The sequence below is a fragment of the Eggerthella sinensis genome, from assembly GCF_003339815.1.
GTDB lineage: Bacteria > Actinomycetota > Coriobacteriia > Coriobacteriales > Eggerthellaceae > Eggerthella > Eggerthella sinensis.
The window spans coordinates 1-16,810 of sequence record NZ_PPTT01000023.1 but is presented as its reverse complement, the minus strand read 5'-3'; the positions used below and the strand labels follow the sequence as shown (position 1 = coordinate 16,810).

Annotated in this window: 14 protein-coding genes; 8 read left to right on the top strand and 6 right to left on the bottom strand. The window is 68.0% G+C overall.

Features of this window, described 5'->3' with window-relative positions:
* Positions 1-17: 17 nt before the first annotated feature.
* The gene (locus tag C1876_RS12430; protein WP_114547042.1) at positions 18-950 is read left to right on the top strand and encodes a sensor histidine kinase; all 933 of its coding nucleotides are present in this window, start codon (positions 18-20) and stop codon (positions 948-950) included.
* Positions 951-1,008: 58 nt separating this feature from the next.
* On the opposite strand, the gene C1876_RS12425 is transcribed toward C1876_RS12430, so the two are convergent.
* Positions 1,009-2,049, bottom strand: a complete 1,041-nt coding sequence (locus C1876_RS12425) for an AraC family transcriptional regulator (RefSeq protein WP_114547041.1) — start codon at positions 2,047-2,049, stop codon at positions 1,009-1,011.
* Positions 2,050-2,403: 354 nt separating this feature from the next.
* On the opposite strand from C1876_RS12425, the gene C1876_RS12420 reads away from it, so the two are divergent.
* Genes C1876_RS12420 through C1876_RS18215 form a run of 5 tightly spaced genes read left to right on the top strand, consistent with a single transcriptional unit; the run spans position 2,404 to position 8,862 of the window.
* Positions 2,404-3,018 carry an MptD family putative ECF transporter S component gene (locus C1876_RS12420; protein WP_114547040.1) on the top strand — a complete coding sequence of 205 codons (615 nt, stop codon included), beginning with the start codon at positions 2,404-2,406 and terminating at the stop codon, positions 3,016-3,018.
* Positions 3,015-3,776, top strand: coding sequence for an energy-coupling factor transporter transmembrane component T (locus C1876_RS12415; protein WP_114547039.1), 762 nt, complete (start codon positions 3,015-3,017; stop codon positions 3,774-3,776). Before C1876_RS12420 ends, C1876_RS12415 begins: the two co-directional genes overlap by 4 nt.
* 13 nt (positions 3,777-3,789) lie before the next feature.
* On the top strand, positions 3,790-5,331 hold the full coding sequence (locus tag C1876_RS12410) for an ABC transporter ATP-binding protein (RefSeq protein ID WP_114547038.1): 1,542 nt from the start codon (positions 3,790-3,792) through the stop codon (positions 5,329-5,331).
* A complete protein-coding gene (locus C1876_RS18220) occupies positions 5,328-7,163 on the top strand; it encodes an ABC transporter ATP-binding protein (protein ID WP_114547037.1) in 1,836 nt (611 codons plus the stop codon). Before C1876_RS12410 ends, C1876_RS18220 begins: the two co-directional genes overlap by 4 nt.
* Positions 7,156-8,862 carry an ABC transporter ATP-binding protein gene (locus C1876_RS18215; protein WP_114547036.1) on the top strand — a complete coding sequence of 569 codons (1,707 nt, stop codon included), beginning with the start codon at positions 7,156-7,158 and terminating at the stop codon, positions 8,860-8,862. The genes C1876_RS18220 and C1876_RS18215 overlap by 8 nt, the downstream gene beginning before the upstream one ends.
* Positions 8,863-8,891: 29 nt before the next feature.
* Here C1876_RS18215 and C1876_RS12395 read toward each other — a convergent pair whose 3' ends face one another.
* From C1876_RS12395 to C1876_RS12385, 3 genes are all read right to left on the bottom strand, one after another.
* Positions 8,892-10,463, bottom strand: coding sequence for an MDR family MFS transporter (locus C1876_RS12395; RefSeq protein WP_114547035.1), 1,572 nt, complete (start codon positions 10,461-10,463; stop codon positions 8,892-8,894).
* 12 nt (positions 10,464-10,475) lie between these two features.
* A complete protein-coding gene (locus tag C1876_RS12390; RefSeq protein WP_114547034.1) occupies positions 10,476-10,913 on the bottom strand; it encodes a MarR family winged helix-turn-helix transcriptional regulator in 438 nt (145 codons plus the stop codon).
* A 139-nt stretch (positions 10,914-11,052) separates the two neighbouring features.
* A complete protein-coding gene (locus tag C1876_RS12385; RefSeq protein WP_114547033.1) occupies positions 11,053-11,712 on the bottom strand; it encodes a flavodoxin family protein in 660 nt (219 codons plus the stop codon).
* A gap of 120 nt (positions 11,713-11,832) precedes the next feature.
* Between C1876_RS12385 and C1876_RS12380 the strand changes: the two genes are divergently transcribed.
* A complete protein-coding gene (locus C1876_RS12380; RefSeq protein ID WP_244910141.1) occupies positions 11,833-12,207 on the top strand; it encodes a winged helix-turn-helix transcriptional regulator in 375 nt (124 codons plus the stop codon).
* Positions 12,208-12,389: 182 nt separating this feature from the next.
* Positions 12,390-13,163, top strand: coding sequence for a class I SAM-dependent methyltransferase (locus tag C1876_RS12375; protein WP_211309547.1), 774 nt, complete (start codon positions 12,390-12,392; stop codon positions 13,161-13,163).
* A 106-nt stretch (positions 13,164-13,269) separates the two neighbouring features.
* Here C1876_RS12375 and C1876_RS12370 read toward each other — a convergent pair whose 3' ends face one another.
* Both C1876_RS12370 and C1876_RS12365 read right to left on the bottom strand, forming a co-directional pair.
* Positions 13,270-14,970 carry an FAD-dependent oxidoreductase gene (locus C1876_RS12370; protein ID WP_114547032.1) on the bottom strand — a complete coding sequence of 567 codons (1,701 nt, stop codon included), beginning with the start codon at positions 14,968-14,970 and terminating at the stop codon, positions 13,270-13,272.
* Between the two features lie 156 nt (positions 14,971-15,126).
* Positions 15,127-16,611: a helix-turn-helix domain-containing protein gene (locus C1876_RS12365; RefSeq protein ID WP_114547031.1), complete on the bottom strand. Its 1,485-nt coding sequence runs from the start codon at positions 16,609-16,611 to the stop codon at positions 15,127-15,129.
* Positions 16,612-16,810: the final 199 nt, after the last annotated feature.

Sequence of the window (16,810 nt, the reverse complement as noted above, 5' to 3'; positions counted from 1 at the left end):
GGGCGAGGGAGCGAAGCATGACGATGGTGTTCGCGGGATTGTTCGCGCTTGCGCTGGCGGCGGCGGTATGGTTCGTTGCGCGCCTGGCGCTGTTGAAGCGCTCGCTTCGCCAGGTGAACGACGAGCTGGGCGAAATCGTGGAGCATCTCGAGGACAGCCGCATCGTGAAGCTTCCGCAGCCGAGCGCCGAGCTCGAGGCGCTGCTGGGCACCGTCAACCGGGCGCTCGAGGGCATCCGGCGCCAGGCGGTGACGTACGCCCGGCGCGAGGCGCAGCTGAAAACCCAGATAGAAAGCATGAGTCACGACCTGCGCACGCCGCTCACCGCCATCGTGGGCTACCTGGCGCTCGTGGACGAGGCGGAACTCGACGACGAAACGCGCGCGTCGCTTGTCACCGTGCGCCGCAAGGCCGACGCGCTGCAGCGGCTCATCGCGTCGTTCTACGAGTTGTCGCAGGTGCAGGGCGCGGGCGCGCAGCTCGAGCGGGCGAAGGTGGACGCGGGCCGCGCAGCGCGCGAGGCCGTGACGGGGCAGTACCGCCTGCTGGAGCAGCGCGGGCTGCGCGTGGAGCTGCGCCTGCCCGAGCGGCCGCTGCCCGTGTGGGGCGACGCGCATGCCCTCGAGCGCGTCATGGAGAACCTCGTGCACAACGCGGGGAAGTACGCGCGCTCGGCGTTCGAGGTGGAGGCCGCGGTTGCGGACGAGGGCCGCAGCGTGGTGGTGACCTGCGCGAACGACGTCGACGGGCTGACCGCCTTCGAGGTGGGGCGGCTGTTCGAGCCGTTCTACACCGCCGATGCCGCGCGGTCGACGGAGAGCTCGGGCCTCGGCCTGGCCATCGCGCGCTCGCTCGTCGAGCAGATGGGCGGCACCCTGGAAGCGCAGCTCGACAAGCGCGAAGGTGCCTCCTGGCTGCGCTTCCGCATGGAGCTGCCCGCGGCAGGGTAGGGCGACCCGGCGCACGGCGTGCCCCATCCCGCCGCGGAGCGTAAGGGGCGCGCGGAGCCTACGAGCGGCCCGTTCCGGCGCGGTACTCGCTGGGCAGGAGCCCCGTTTCGCGGCGGAACAGCTCGGAGAAGCGGCTCGCGCACGCGTATCCCACGGCGCGCGCCACCTGCTCGATGGACAGGTCGGGCTGGCGCAGCAGCAGCTCGGCCTGGCTGATGCGGCGGCCCTGCACGTACTGCGTGAGCGTCGAGCCCGTGACGGCTTTGAAGCATTCCTTGAACTTCGTGGGGCTCATGCACGCGGCGCGGGCGAGATCGGCCACCTTGAGCGTGCTCGAGCAGTGGTCGTCCACGTAGGCGGCCACCGAGCGGATGCGCTCGCGGTCGCCGGGCGACACCGCGCGGGCGGTTGCGCGCGGGCATGCGCGGGTCCGCTCGACGATGAGCCCGAGGGCCTCGAACACCTTGCCCTCGTAGTACGGGCGGCTGCGGTTCTCGTCGCCGGGCTTCGGCCACAGCCCGGCGAGCAGGGCGCGCAGCTCGGGTATGTCGGTGCCGTCGTTGAGCGCGGCATAGGCATCGCGCACGCGTTCGAACTGGCCGTCGTACTCGCGCGCGAGGTAGGCGCGCGACAGCTCCGGGCGAACCTCGATGGACACCGTGCGGATGGGGACGTGGCCGTGGACGAGGCCGCGCCAGCCGCCCTCGTCGCTGCAAAAGCCCCACATGCTGTTCGCCCGCAGCTTGGCGTACGGGGTGAACTGCTCGCCCGATATGGAGTCGTGCCAGGCCACGCTCAGGTACTCGGGCAGTTTGAAGTCGAGGAGTGTGTCGCTGGGCAGGGTGAAGTCGTGGATGGTGATCGACCATCGCTCGTCGGGCGCAAGCACGTGGAAGTGCCCGACCGTCTGCCCGACGTCCGAGCGGAACGAGTGCCACAGCGGGCAGAACCCCTCGGGCGGCTCCACCTCCGCGAAATCGAGCGCGGCGAGGTGCGGGGCATGGATGCCCGCCTCGGGCGACGGGCTTGCACCATCGCCGACGGGCGCACGCTTCGCGCTGTCGAACGAGGCCCGCGCGATGCCGCCTCCCCGCTCCATGACCATGCATCCCTTTTCGACGCGATGGATGCGCGGACGCTGCGCGTCTGCGTCGAGGGGACGTCCGGATTCTCGCGGTTCTTCCGTATTTCGCTGAGCATCGAGCATGGTGGGCCGTGCCTCCCTCGCTTCTTCGACGGGCTGTTTTCGTGCGGTGCGACGATCGGACGGCGCGGTGCGACGTTCGGACGCGCTGCGGTGCCGAAGCGGGTGGAATCGGCCTCGCAGCCCTAGTATACCGCATTGTTAACCAAGGCTACCTTTCTTCGTGCATGGGGTGAGGGCTCGGGGCGGGTCCCGCGCGGCACGAGGGGAGAGATCGGCCGTTTCAGTGCGAGAAAGGAAGGGTTCGCCATGCAAAGCGGAATGCGATCCGACGATACACGTGGCTTGAGCGTGCGGGATCTGGTGACGTGCGGCGTGTTCATCGCGCTGTACTTCGTCTTCATGATGGTGGGAAGCATGCTGTTCGCGCCGAATCCCGTGCTGACGTTCCTCATGCCGGCGGGTGCCGCGCTCTTGACGGGACCGGTGTACCTGCTGCTCATCGCGAAGGTGCCGAAGCACGGACCCATCATCATCCTGGGCGTGGTGGAGGCGCTCATCATGTTCGTGACGGGCATGTACTGGCTCTGGTCGGTGTTCCTCGTGGTGCTGGGCGTGGTGGGCGACCTCGTTGCCGGCGCGGGCGGGTTCCGCAACGTGAAGCTCAACGTGATCAGCTTCCTCGTGTTCTCGCTCAACCCCATGGGCTCGTACATGATGCTGTGGTTGGACCCGTCGGGCTATGCGTCGTACCTCACCGGCAAGGGCACCGAGCAAGCGTACCTGGACACGATGCTGGCAACCGGCGCGGACTGGGTGCTGCCCGCGATGATCGCGCTCACGCTGGTTTGCGCGCTGGCGAGCGCGCTGGTGGGCCGCAGGTTGCTGAGGAAGCAGTTCGAGCGCGCGGGCGTCACGGCATGACGGACGAGGTTTGCGCCGTGGCTGCGGGCGGCTGGCGCGCGGAAGCTCCCGCGCGCCGCTTCCATCCCGATCCGCGCACGAAGCTCGCGTTGCTGCTGCTGTGGGCCGTGGCGGTGTTCCTTTCGCCGGGGCTGTGGTTCGAGGTGCTCATGATGCTGCTGGCGGCGGCGTTCGGTTTCGCGAGCGGCCGGGGGCGCCTCGCGCTGGGCATGCTGGCGCTCTACGCGGCCATGATGGCGCTCATGATGGCGACGGCCCAGATGGATGCCGGCGTTCTCAAAACCATGCTGTCGTCGTTCTTCATGCTGGTGCGCAAGGTGTTCCCGTGCGGTTTGCTGGCGGCGATCATCGTGACGACGACCCACGTGAACGAGTTCATGAGCGCGCTCGCGCGCATGCGCGCCCCGCTGGCGCTCACCATCCCGCTGGCGGTGATGCTGCGCTACGTGCCGGCCATTCGCGAGGACTGGCGCTTCATCAAGGACGCCATGCGCATGCGCGGCGTGACGCCCAGCCTCGCGGGGTTCCTGCGCCGACCGGCGATGACGGTGGAGTGCCTCTACGTGCCGCTGCTGATGAGCGCTTCGAACGTGGCCGACGAGCTGTCGATGGCCTCGGTGGCGCGCGGCATCGAGAACCCGGCGCCGCGCACGTGCTACCTGCACATCGCGTTCCGCGTGCAGGACGGGCTGCTTCTGGCGGCTGGCGCGGCGGTGCTCGCAAGCGCGGTTGCATGCGGCGTGCTGGGGTTGCGATGAAAGGCGGACGGCGATGATCGAGTTCCAACAGGTGAGCTTCGCGTACCGCCGGGCGGCGCCGCACGAGGCGCCTGCGGGCGTGCGCGACGTGGACCTGCGGGTGGATGCGGGAACGTGCGTGCTCGTGTGCGGCGGGTCCGGCTGCGGCAAGACGACGGTCACGCGGCTGGCGAACGGGCTGGCGCCCTCGTTCATCCCGGGCGCGCTGTCGGGCCGCGTGCTCGTGGACGGGCGGGATATGGCCGACCTGCGCAGCTGGGAGGTGGCCGCGCACGTGGGCTCGGTGTTCCAGAACCCGCGCACGCAGTTCTTCAACGTCGATTCCACGGGCGAGGTTGCGTTCGCGCTCGAGAGCATGGCGTGGCCCGAAGACCGCGTGCGCGCCCGGGTGCATGAGACGATGGACGAGCTGGGCCTGCGCGACCTGGCCGACCGCGACATTTTCAGCTTGTCGGGCGGCGAGAAGCAGCGCATCGCCTACGCGAGCGTTTGGGCGCCGCATCCGGCGAACCTCGTGCTGGACGAGCCCACCAGCAACTTGGACGGGGATGCCATCGACGCCCTGCGCGGCTACCTGCGCGCGGCCCGCGCGCGGGGTACGGCCGTGCTTGTGGCCGAGCATCGGCTGTGGTGGCTCGCCGAGACGGTGGACGAGGTGGTGTACCTGCGCGACGGGCGCGTGGATGCGCGGTTCAGCGGCGCGGAGTTCCGGGCGCTGCCGGCGGCGCGGCTGCGGGCCCTCGGCCTGCGGGCGCGGGACGTGGCCACGGTGCGCGCGCCGGAGGCGCCGGATGCGCGTGCGCGGAGTTCGCGCGCGTGCGCTGCGCCGCCCCTGTTGTCCCTCGGCAACCTGCATGCGTCGTACGGCAAGCGCCCGGTGCTGCGCGGCGTCGAGGCATCGGTGCATGCGAACGAGGTGGTGGCCATCGTGGGGCGCAACGGCGCGGGCAAGTCCACCCTGTGCCGCACCGCGGTGGGGCTGCATCGCGAGGATGCGGGCGACGTGCTGGTGGACGGCGCGCCGTGCGCGCCGAAGGAGCGTCTGCGCCGTGCGGCCATGGTGTTTCAGGACGTGAACTACCAGCTGTTCGCCGAGAGCGTGGAGGCCGAGGTGGGCTTCGGCCTGGAGGGCGACGACCGGCCGTCGGCCGAGCGGGTGCGCGACATCTTGCGCGACCTCGGGTTGGATGCGTTCGCCGAGCGCCATCCGGCCACGCTGTCGGGCGGGCAGAAGCAGCGGTTGGCGGTAGCGGCCTGCATCGCAAGCGGCAAGCGCCTGCTCGTGTTCGACGAACCGACGAGCGGCCTCGACTTCGACAGCATGCGGGCCGTCGCGCAGCTTGTGCGCGCGTTGGCGGCCGAGGGCCGCGCGGTGCTCGTGGTGACGCACGACTTGGAATTCATCGCGTGCGCCTGCGATCGCGCGCTGCTCGTGGAGGACGGTCGCATCGCGTCCGAAGCGGCGGTGGAAGGCGACCTCGCCGCCCTGCGAGGTTTGATGGAAACGGCGGAGCCGCACCGGGGTGCGGCGGAAACGGCAAGGAGCGTGCGATGAGCGGTACGAACGAAGCGGCGGCAGTGCTCGACGGCGAAGGCGACGGCGCGCCTGCGCCCGCATCCGCCGTCCGGCAGCCGGGGCCGTTTGCCCTCGTGCTTGCATGGGCGGGGACGAACAAGCGCTATCTCTTCGCCTCGGTGGCGTGCGCTTCCGTTGCGGGGCTCGTTTCCATGGTGGCGTACCTGGGCGTGTTCAACATCATGCAGGCGGCGTACGCGGGCACCTGCACCATGCAGACGCTGCGGGACAACGCCCTGCTCACGGCGGTGGGCTTCATCGTGCAGTACGCGTGCTTCGCCGCCTCGAGCGTGTTGTCGCACAGGGGCGCGTACAACACGCTGTTCGACGTGCGGTGCCGTGTGATGGACCATCTGGCCCATGCGCCCCTCGGCGCGCTCGACGAGCGCAGCACCGGGCAGATCAAGACCGTGCTCGTGGAGGACGTCGAGAAGCTGGAACTGTTTTTGGCGCACAACATCCCCGAGGCGTTCATGTATCTGACCGGCCCGGTTGCCGCATTCGTGTTCCTGTGCACGGTGAACGTGCCGCTCGCGTTGGCGACGCTCGTTCCGTTCGCCGCCGCCCTGGTCATCCTCGGCGTCATCTTCTCGCGCATGGGCGCTCTCATGGAACGCGCCACGACGGCGCTGTCGTGCATGAACACCGTCATGGTGGAGTACGTGAGCGGCATGCGCGTCATCAAGGCGCTCGACATGGGGTCGGCCTCGTTCGCGCGCTTCCGCGACGCCATCGACACCGAGCACGCCATCTGGTGCGATATCTCCCGCAAGACCGGACCGGGCTATGCGGCCTATCTCGTGGTCATCGAGTGCGGTCTCGTCATCCTCGTGCCGCTGGGCGGCTGGATGTTCGCCACGGGCGCCATCCCCGGCGCCACCTACCTGCTGTTCGCGTTCGTGGGGTCGCTCTACCTCACGGAGATACGCCTGTTGCAGGAAATCGGCACGAAGCTCGCGGAGGTGGGAAGCGGTGCCGCGCGCGTGCAGGGGCTGCTCGATCTTCCCGTGTTCGGCGGCGGACGGCCGTTTCCGCCTCGTACGGACATCGAGTTGTCGGGCGTGCATTTCTCCTACGACGGCGAAACGGAGGTGCTGCACGGCATCGACCTCGCGGTGCGCGAGGGCGAGCGTTTGGCCGTGGTGGGCCCGAGCGGCGCCGGCAAGTCGACGGTGGTCGAGTTGATCAGCCGCTTCTACGACGTGGGGGCGGGCGCGGTGCGCATCGGCGGCGTGGACGTGCGCGCGCTCGACTACGACGACCTGCTGCGACACGTGGCCGTGGTGTTCCAGAAGACGTTCCTCACGAGCGGCAGCATCCTCGAGAACATCCGCATGGGCTCGGGCGCCTCGCTCGAGGAGGTGCGCGCGGCGGCGCGGCGCGCCTGCATCGACGACTTCATCAGGGGCTTGCCGCAGGGCTACGACACGGAAATGGGATCGCTGGGCGACCGCGTGTCGGGCGGTCAGCGGCAGCGTATCGCCATCGCGCGCGCCATCTTGAAGGACGCGCCCATCCTCGTGCTGGACGAGGCGACGAGCGCCGCCGACCCCGAGAACCAGCTGGAAATCGACACGGCCATCCGCAACCTGTGCGAGGGCAAGACCGTCATCATCGTGGCGCACCGGCTGGGCGTGGTCAAAACCTGCGACCGCGTGGCCGTGATCGAAGCCGGACGGCTCAGCTGCGTCGGCAAACACGACGAGGTGCTGGCCCAGTGCCCGTACTATCGGCGCGTGTGGGCCGACTACGACCGGGCGCGCAGCATCGAGATCGGGTTCGGGGACGGGAAGGAGGCGGTCCATGCGTGAGGTCAACGTGTTCGCGAAGAACCGCAAGCTGGCCGCGTCGGTGGCGTGCACCGTGGTGGAGGGCTTGCTCGACGGCTGCAACTTCATGCTCATCTACCTGGTTATCAAGGAGGTGTTCGCCGACAGCTTCAACCTGGATGCGGTGCTCGGCCTCACGGGCGCGCTCGTTGCCATCTTCGCCGTGCGCCTCGTGGTGTACGGGTGGGGCTACGTGCAGGGGCAGATCGGCGGCGCGCAGGTCAGCCGCACCATTCGCATCTACCTCGGCGACAAGATCAAGCGCATCCCGCTCGCGCGTTTCAGCGAGCGCACGAGCGGCGACTACCTGGGCGCGCTCACGTCGAACGTGAACGATTACGAGCAGATCCTCACGCACAAGACGGGCAGCATCGTGAAGAACATCGCGCTCGGCATCATGCTCGTCGGCTTCGTGACGTGGCTGTATCCGCCGGCGGGCGCCATTGTGGCGCTCATGTTCCTTCTCATCGTGCCGGGGCTGGCCTACGCGTGGCGGCAGGTGCGGAAGTTCGGGGTGCGCAAAAGCGCCGTGCAGGCGTCGAACACGAGCAAGGTGGTGGAGCACGTATCCGGCATGCAAACGCTGCGCGCCTACGGTGTCGGCGGCGTCGACAACGAGGCCATCGTCGCGAGCATGCGCGCCTACTCCGAGGTGTCCTACCGCTACGAGGCGGCGGTCACGCCTCCCGGCGCCGTGGTGTTCGCGCTCATTGGGATGGGGCTTCCCGCGCTCATGCTCGTGTGCGGCGGCGCCTGGCTCGCGGGCGCGCTCGACGTGGTGTCCATGCTCCTGATCATCATGCTTCCCATCTTCATCCTGAAGCTCACCACCGGCATCTTCGTGGACCTGATGGCGTACAAGAACCTCATGATCGCGAAGCGCCGCATTCAGGCGGTGGTGGACGAGCCGGAAGAGACGGGGAGCCAGGCGCCGCTTCCGGCGCAGGGCGCGGGGATCGCGCTTTCCGAGGTCTCGTTCGCCTACGAGGCCGCGAATCCCGTGTTCGACGGGCTCGATCTCGTGTGCGTGGAGGGCGGGCTGACCGCGCTCGTGGGCGATTCGGGCTGCGGCAAATCGACGGTGCTGTCCCTGATCGCGCAGTACTACCGACCCGATGCGGGATGCGTGTCCGTGGGCGGTGCCAACACGGCCGGCTACGCGCCCGAGAGCGTGCTTGCGGGCATGTCCATCGTCGATCAGAACGTGTTCCTGTTCGACGATTCGGTGATGGACAACGTGCGCTACGCGCGCCCCGATGCGACGGACGAGGAGGTGGTGGCGGCTTGCAGGCTCGCGAACGCCGATGGCTTCGTGCGTTCGATGCCGCAGGGCTACGACAGCCTTATCGGCGAGAACGGCGGCAGGCTTTCCGGCGGAGAGCGTCAACGGCTGTCCATCGCGCGCGCCATTCTGCGCGATGCGCCCATCGTGCTGCTCGACGAGGCCACGGCATCGCTCGATATCGAGAACGAGCTTGCCGTGAAGGAGGCCATCGCGAACCTGCTCGCGCACCGAAAGACCGTGGTCATGGTGGCCCACACGCTGCCCATCGTGCGCGCCGCCGACTCCATCGCGGTCATCGGAGAGGGCCGCGTGCTCGAACAGGGCACGCACGACGAGCTGATGGCGCAGGGCGGCAAGTACGCCCGCATGTGGGCGGCCGACCGCGCGCTCGTGTAGCGCGCGGTCGGCCGTCATCCCGAGCGGCGTCAGCTCATGCGGCCGGAATCTTCCACGGTGGTGGCGAGCGGCGTCTCGCGCAGGAAGAGCAGGAGCGCCAGCCCGATGAGCGCGAGCGGCAGCATGAACCAGAACACAGGCACGAGCGCGTCGTTGTAGGCGACGCCCACCGCGTCCCGCACGGCCTGCGGCAGCGCATGGACGATGGCCGGCGTGAGCGAGTTCGCATCCACGCCGAGGGCGTCGGTGCCGCCCACCGACGCGAGGTTCTCCGTCAGCGTGCGCGCCAGCCCGCTCGTGAACAGGGCGCCCACGATGGACGTGCCCAGCGTGGTGCCCACTTCGCGGAAGAAGTTCGTGGCCGCGGTGGCCATGCCCACGTCCGACGCGGCGAACTCGTTCTGCACGATGAGCACGAGGATCTCGAAGTTCAAGCCGATGCCGAAGCCCACGATGGCCAAGAGCGCACCGATGAACGCCACGGGCGTGCCGGACGTGATGAACGTGAGCGCCCCGACCCCCACGACGAGGATGCCGAAGCTCGCCACTATGAGCTTCTTGTACGTGCCCAGCTTGCTGACCGCGTAGCCCGAAGCGAGCGACGCGGCGAACCAGGCCACGTTCATGGGCACTTCCATGTATCCTGCGGCCGTGGCGCTCATGCCGTCGACGATTTGGAGGTAGGTGGGCAGGTACGTGAGCACGCCCATCATGACGAACGTCGTGACGAACCCGGCCACGGTGCAGATGTTGAAGTTGCGGTTCTTGAACAGGGAAAGCGCCATGAGCGGTTCCTTCGCGTGGCGTTCGGCCACCGCGAACAGCACGCCTGCCACGACGACGGTGGCCAGCAGCGCAACGATGACGGGGGAATCCCAGGCGTATTCGACGCCGCCCCACGAGGTGGCCAGCGTGAGCGCCGTGACGGCGACGACGAGCGTGACCGTGCCCCAGGTGTCGAAGTGCGCTTTTTCCACGGTGCGGCGCGGCTTCGGCAGAAACGCGACCGCCGTGCCGATGGCGACGAGCGCGAGCGGCACGTTGATCCAAAACGCCCAACGCCAGCCGATGGTGTCGGTGAACAGGCCGCCGAGCAGCGGTCCGGCAAGCATGGGCACCGCGTAGGCGATGCCCATGGCGCTCAGGTACATGGCGCGCTTGCGCGGCGGCACGATGTCGGCCACGATTGCCTGCGAGAGGATCATGAGCCCGCCGCCGCCAAGGCCCTGCACGGCGCGCCCGACGATGAGCCCGCCCATGGATGTGGAGAGGCCGCACACCACCGATCCCACGATGAACAGCACCAATGCGCCGATGAACAGGCCCTTGCGGCCGATGAGATCGCCCATTTTGCCGTAGATGGGCATGGTGATGGTGGCGGCCAGCACGTAGGCCGTGACCACCCAGAGCAGATGGTTCACGCCGCCAAGCTCCCCTACGATGGTGGGGAGCGCCGTGGCCACGATGGTCTGATCGAGCGCGCCGACGGTCATGGCCACCAAGAGGCCGATGAACACGACGAGCACCGAGGTTTGGGGCAGCTCGTCGGGGGAGGGGGCGTTGTTCGGGACGGTGTCGATGTTGGAGGGGGTAGAGCTCATGGCGTACGTTCCTTACGAGTCGAGTTCTTGCTTGAACAGGGTCAGGTAGCGGGTGCTGATGTCGTGCATGCGGGCCATGTCCTCGGCGCCCACCTGCTCGACGCAGCGCAGCTCGATGCGGCGCAGCGTGCCCATCACCTCGTCGCAGTGGCGCGTGCCGGCGGGGGTGAGGAAGTGCAGCTTGCTGCGCTTGTCTTCGGTATCGGGCTTATGGTCGGCCAGGCCGCGCTTCTCGAAGCCGCTCACGATGGAGCCGACGGTCTGCTTCGGCTGAAACAGCTCGCGGGCCAGCTGCTTTTGGCTGATGCCCTCGGGATGCTCGCCCAGCAGGTAGAGGATGGACATCGACGTGTACGACTCGCCGAAGCGCTTGGCGAATTCGCCGTACAGGCTGTCGGTGAGGAAGAAGTCCTCGTACATGTCTTCGAGATGCTGCTCGAAATGGCTCATGTCCCATCCTTTCAAAACTAGTCCGAAGTCAGACTAGTTTAGCGAACCGGAAGCGCGGCGCAAGCGATGTTGAGCATTCGCCATCGTCTTCACGAAAGCCGCACGAGCCGCGCCCCCGCCCGCCGCACCGCGCGCTGCGCTATGATGGGACGTGTTGTGGGGCGACGAGGCGGGCGCCGAGGTCGAAAGCCGCCTGGCAATCGCGGGGGAACTGCTCGGCGCGCACGCGGGCCTTGCGGGCTTCGTCGAAGTTGGAGGCGGCGTAGCGCCGGTAGTCGTCGAACTGGTACGTGTCGGCGGCGACGACGTAGTCGGAAGGGCCGCGCAGCAACTCGAGGTAGCCTTTGACGGTGTCGAACAGGTGCGGGTACCCGGCCTTGTCGGCAAGGGCGTGCGGCATGCCCATCGTGTAGACGAAGCCGGTGGCGATGCGCGTGGGGCACTGCGAGCGGCTGGGGTCGTCGTAGGAGAGGTTCGGGAACACGAGACGCTCGAAGAACGACTTCATGAGGCCGCTGAGCGAACTCAGGTAGACGGGCGATCCCAGCAGCACGACGTCGCTCTCGCTCGCGCGCTCGAGCACGGGGGTGGCGTCGTCGCGCAGGGCGCAGCGACCGACGAAGCGGCCGTCCTTCCGCTTGCAGGCGAAGCAGCTGCGACAGCCTTCGAAGCGGAGGCTGCCCAGGTTGACGAACTCGGTTGCGGCTCCTTGCTGCGCGGCGCCGTCGAGGGCGTGGCGCAGCAAGGCGGCGGTGTTTCCCGTGGTGCGCGGGCTGCCGTTCAGGGCGAGCGCGTGCATGGGCGCTCCTTTCTCGGGGGGGGGGTGCGGAAGACGAAGCGATCTTCGCGCCAACGGCGAGCGAGGGCAAGTACGCACAATAATGTTCCCTACGGGGCGACACGTGGAAAGGCGGATACGATGGCGGATGCGGCGAGGGACGCGATGGCGGGCGCGAGCTTGTATGATGGGTCGTGCGCAGCGCTCGAGGCGCTCCATATCGTGAGCGGGCGGTGGAAGCTGTCGCTTTTGTGGCGGCTGGCGGGCGGGGCGAAGCGCTACAACGAGCTGAAACGCTGCTTGCCCGGCATCACGAACACGGTGCTCACGCGCGCCCTGCGCGAGCTCGAACAGCACGACGTGGTGGAGCGCATCGCGCGGGACGCCGTGCCGCTGCAGGTGGAGTACCGCCTGTCGGCGCGCGGCGAGCACCTGGTGCCCGCGCTCGAGGCGCTGAAAGGGTGGGCCGTAGAGCAAGCGGCTTATGAGCGCGCGCGAGGCGGATGTTTCACGTGAAACATTTGTTCGCTGGCGATATTTCGGGGAGGGGTCAAGTTGTAGCAGCGCGGGCCGCCCGCTACGCGGAAACGCCGCCGAAGCGCGGCTTGCGATCGGCGCCCGCCCTGCGGTCATGCGCAAAAGGGGCAAGCAGGACATTCGTTCGTGGTTCGGGAAGCTGAGTGGAAGGAATGCTGGATATGAAGTGGGATGCGGATACGTATACGCAGGAGTTCTCGTTCGTCGCGGACTACGGTCGCGACGTGTTGGGGCTGCTCGACGCCGCGCCGGGCGAGCGGGTGCTCGACCTGGGTTGCGGCAACGGCGTGCTGACGCGCGCGCTGGCCGATGCAGGATGCGAGGCGTGCGGCGTCGACCTGTCGCCCGAGCTGCTGTCCGTGGCGCGCGCGGCGCACCCCGACCTTGCGTTCTTCGAGGCCGATGCGGCCGACTTCGCGCTGCCGCACCAGGTGGACGCCGTGTTCTCGAACGCCGCGCTCCATTGGGTGAGCGCGCAGCGGCAGCCCGCGGTCGCGCGCTGCGTGCATCGGGCGCTCGTCGACGGCGGGCGGTTCGTGTTCGAGTGCGGCGGGTTCGGCAACAACGCGCTCATCCACGAAGCTCTGGCCGAGACGTTCGCCGCGCGCGGGTTGCGCTACGAGATGCCGTTCTACTTTCCGACGGTCGGCGCGTACGCCGCGCTGCTCGAGGATGCGGGCTTCCTCGTGACGTACGCGGTGCTGTTCGACCGCCCGACGCCGCTTGCGGGCGCGGACGGCATGCGCGATTGGATCGAGATGTTCGTGAAGACGCCCTTCGAGCGCGTGAACGCCGACCGGCCGACGCGCGATGCGATCGTGGCCGACGCCGTGGAGCGGTTGCGCCCGACGCTGTGCGCCGACGGCCGCTGGACGGCCGACTACGTGCGCCTGCGCATGCGCGCCGTCAAGCGGGAGCACGGGCGCGAGCGCTAGCGCGTGCGTCGGGGCGCAAACGACCGCAGCCGCCCCGAGGGACGGCTGCGTCGAATGGCGGCGAAAGAGGGAGGGGTCCCGCCGCCGTGGGTCAGTGGATTGATGCTTAGGCGAAGTCGATCTCGCTGATGACCTTGCCTTGGGCGCACGCTTCGCCAACCAGCTGGCCGAAGGTCACGCAGCGCCCGTGGCTGACGCCGGGGCAGTGCACCGGGTAGTCCTTGCCGAAGAAGTCGCCCTGCACGTTGCCGATGGCGAACAGGCCCTTGACCGGCTGGTCCTCCTCGGTGAGCACCTGCGAGTCGGCGTTCACGTGAAGGCCGAACGGGATGGTGAGCGTGGAGCACACGTTCTTCGTGGCGTAGAAGGGGGCGGTCTTCACCGGCGCGAGCCACTGCGCGGGCACGTCGAAGTCGACGTCCTCGCCGGCCTCGGCCATGCTGTTGTAGCGCTCCACCGTGGCCTTGAACGTGTCGGCCGGGATGTCGAGCTGCTTGGCCAGGTCGTCCAGCGTGTCGGCCTTGATCAGCTTGCCGTTGCCCAACCACTTCTCCATAACGGCGTCGAGGCCGTCGGTGAAGCGGTCGTAGCGCTCGGGCTGCTGCTGCATGATGTAGGTCTCGTAGTCGCTGTCGAAGACGGACCACGCCACGTTGCCCGGTGTGTTCATGCGGGCGTTCGTCAGCATGGGCTCGAACGGCATCTCCGCGCCGTAGCGCTCGCCGTTGGCGTTCACGGCCAGCCAGCTCATGATGAACGAGGTCATGTTGAACTCAAGCGTGTCGAGCGTGAACTGGTGGATCATCGGGGCGGCTTCGCTCTTCGAGATAGCCGCGCCGGCCCAGGCGCCCATGAGCAGGCCGTCGCCGTTGTTGAAGCCGGCCGGAGCGTACACGTTGGCGTCCGAGCGGTTCGAGATGGGGCAGAACACGTCGATCATTTCCTGGTTGCCGCCGATGTCGCCCGTGGCCAGGATGACGCCGTTCTTGGCGTTGTACTGCACGTGCTTGCCGTCCTTCGTGGTGGCGATGACGCCCGTGATGCCGCTGGCCGCGTCGCCCACCAGCTGCTCGGCGCGTGCCTCGAACACGAACTCGGCGCCGTTGGCGGTTGCGGAATCGTACACGAGCTCGCCCAGCGTCACGTTGACCGGCTGGCCGTCGTCGCGGGCGTCGTAGGTCTCGCCGCCGCGCACGAACGATACGGCGTCGGGATACACGCGCCAGTGGTCGGGCAGCGTGGACCAGTTGCCGTACTTGGCCGTGCCGGACAGCGCGGGCACCATGCTCACGCCGTTCTTGGAACCGAGATCCTCGATGTAGTCGAACACCTCGCCGGAGCGCGACGCCCACACGTAGATGAGGTCGTAGTTCGTGGTCTGGTGCGACGCCTGATGCAGGAAGCGCGTGGCAACGCGCGGATCGAGGTCGAAGCCGTTCTCCTTGTGGAAGCGGCTGCCGATGTGGCCCACGTCCACGCCGCGGATGGAAATGCCGGTGTTGCGCTCGATCACGACCACCTTGGCGCCGTTGCGTGCGGCCGCTTCGGCGGCGTTGACGCCTGCGAGGCCGGCGCCCACGATCACCACGTCGTAGTCCTTCGTCTCGGCGATGTCGGTGATGGGCTCAGGCGCGACTTCCCACGAGTGCTTCGTCGTGGCGGTGTCGCCCTTCGAGGACGTGCTCTTCGCGTCGGACGACGAGTCCGCCGACGCGGCGGGGCTGCACGCCGGAAGCGCGACGGCCGCGGCAGCGGCGGCGCCCGTGACGAGTGCACCCTTCAAGAAATTTCTGCGATTGATATCCATGTAGATACCCTTCCCTCCGAACCCCTCGGGGTTCTCTCCCTGCCCGCAACGCGGGCTGCGCAGCATCGAAGTGCGCTGGGATCAGGGTGGCGGAAGGGGCTGGGGCGCACAACGCGCGAATGACCTTATTTCACAATATCAGGTGTCTTCCGTGAGCTATTCGACATGCTCACGTGACTCGGGTGACATGCTCTGATCAGGCGAGAAGACGAAATCGATGAATTCCTGCCGGCCGTGCACGCCCGCCTTCTGGTAAATGTGGCGCACGTGGGTGCCCACGGTGTTCTCCGAAATGCTCAGCCGTTCGGCAATCCAGGGCTGCGTGCGGCCGTACGCCAGCAGCACGCCGATCTCGCGTTCGCGCGTGGTCAGCCCGATGCGGTCGAACCAGGCGTCGATGTGCGCTTCCTGGCTGGCGCCCTCGTCGCCCGACAGCTCGCCGGGGCGCGTGCGGCCGAACAGCATCCACATGTCCTCGCTGCTGAGCAGCAGCACCGTCGCGATGACCACGAGGTAGCCCACCACGGTGGTTTCGGCGGCCACGTTGCCGTGCATGATCTCGTCGTTGCCCACGAGCAGGATGCCCACGAGGGCGCCCACCACGTAGCACAGCACCGCCAGCAGCCGCATAAGCGCGATGGTTTTCAGCGGGTCGCGCGATTGAGCGTAGGCGATCTGCGAGAACGCCACCCAGATGAGCAGGTCGAGGATGGTGTAGCCGCTGATGATGATGGCTCCCGATACCCAGAACAGATCGGTGCCGAACAGAAACGCCATCATCATGAACCCGGCGATCATAGCCAGCAGCCCCACGCGGTACACGGTGCTCGCCCGCCGTTTCCCCACCACGACGATGGCGAACACGAGCAAGGCTGTGATGCCGCGCGCCACCTGCACGAGGATGCCGTTCGCCGAGCCGTCGCTGGCCACCGGCGAGAACGACACGAGGTGCTGCAGGTAGCCGAACCCGGTCATGACGAGGGCCACGGCGCACAAAAGCATCATCGACGTGCCGAGGTGCACCTTCAGGCGCGAGCGCAGCCCGCGCTTCGGCAGCGGGTCGAGCGGCGTCGTGCGGCGATAGGTGCGCAGCTCGGGGGCGAGCGCCACGAAGAACGCGCCCGAGACGAGCGGCAGCAGGGCGGAGAACACGGCCGCCGCTTCGGGAATCATGAACAGCAGGGGCGTGTCGATGATGATGGCGCAGGCGAACCCGCCCGCGACGTACGGGGTGGCGCTGCGCTCGCCGTCGTGGCAGTACGCCGCGCCCCATGCCAGCTGGAAAGCCGCCATGAACGCACCGGCGCACACGCCGCCCGCGGCGAGGGCGATCCAGTTGAGCCGGAGTCCCGCCAGCAGGAACAGCAACGAGCCGGCGGCGCCGAGCGCGGCGAAGGCGAGCGGCACGCGCTTCTGCCCGAGCAGGCTGTTGCAGGCCGCCGGTTTGAGCAGCGCGAGGACGAGCCACGGCAGGCTCAGCCCGAACACGGCCACGGCGGCCAGCTCTGCCATGAACCCCTCCGCTTCGGGGTGCACGAAGAACGCGCTCATGAACAGCGCGTCGAGCCATGCCCAGAAAAACGCCGAGCCGATGATGATTTTGATGCCGGCCGCACCGTGCACCCGTTCCAGCAAATTCATGGGTTCCCTTCCCGTTCTGGGCTTGGATTATACCAGCAATCGTTTCACGGACGCCCGCGCTGAGGAGGTGGTGACAGGAAGGAAGGAAATCGTTGCCCTCTTCCCCTTTTCCTCTTTTCTCCCTTTCCCCCTCTTTCTCTCTGCCCCCCCCCCTCTCTCTCCCTTTCTCTCCGCCTCTCTCCTTGCGCCCGCCGAAAGT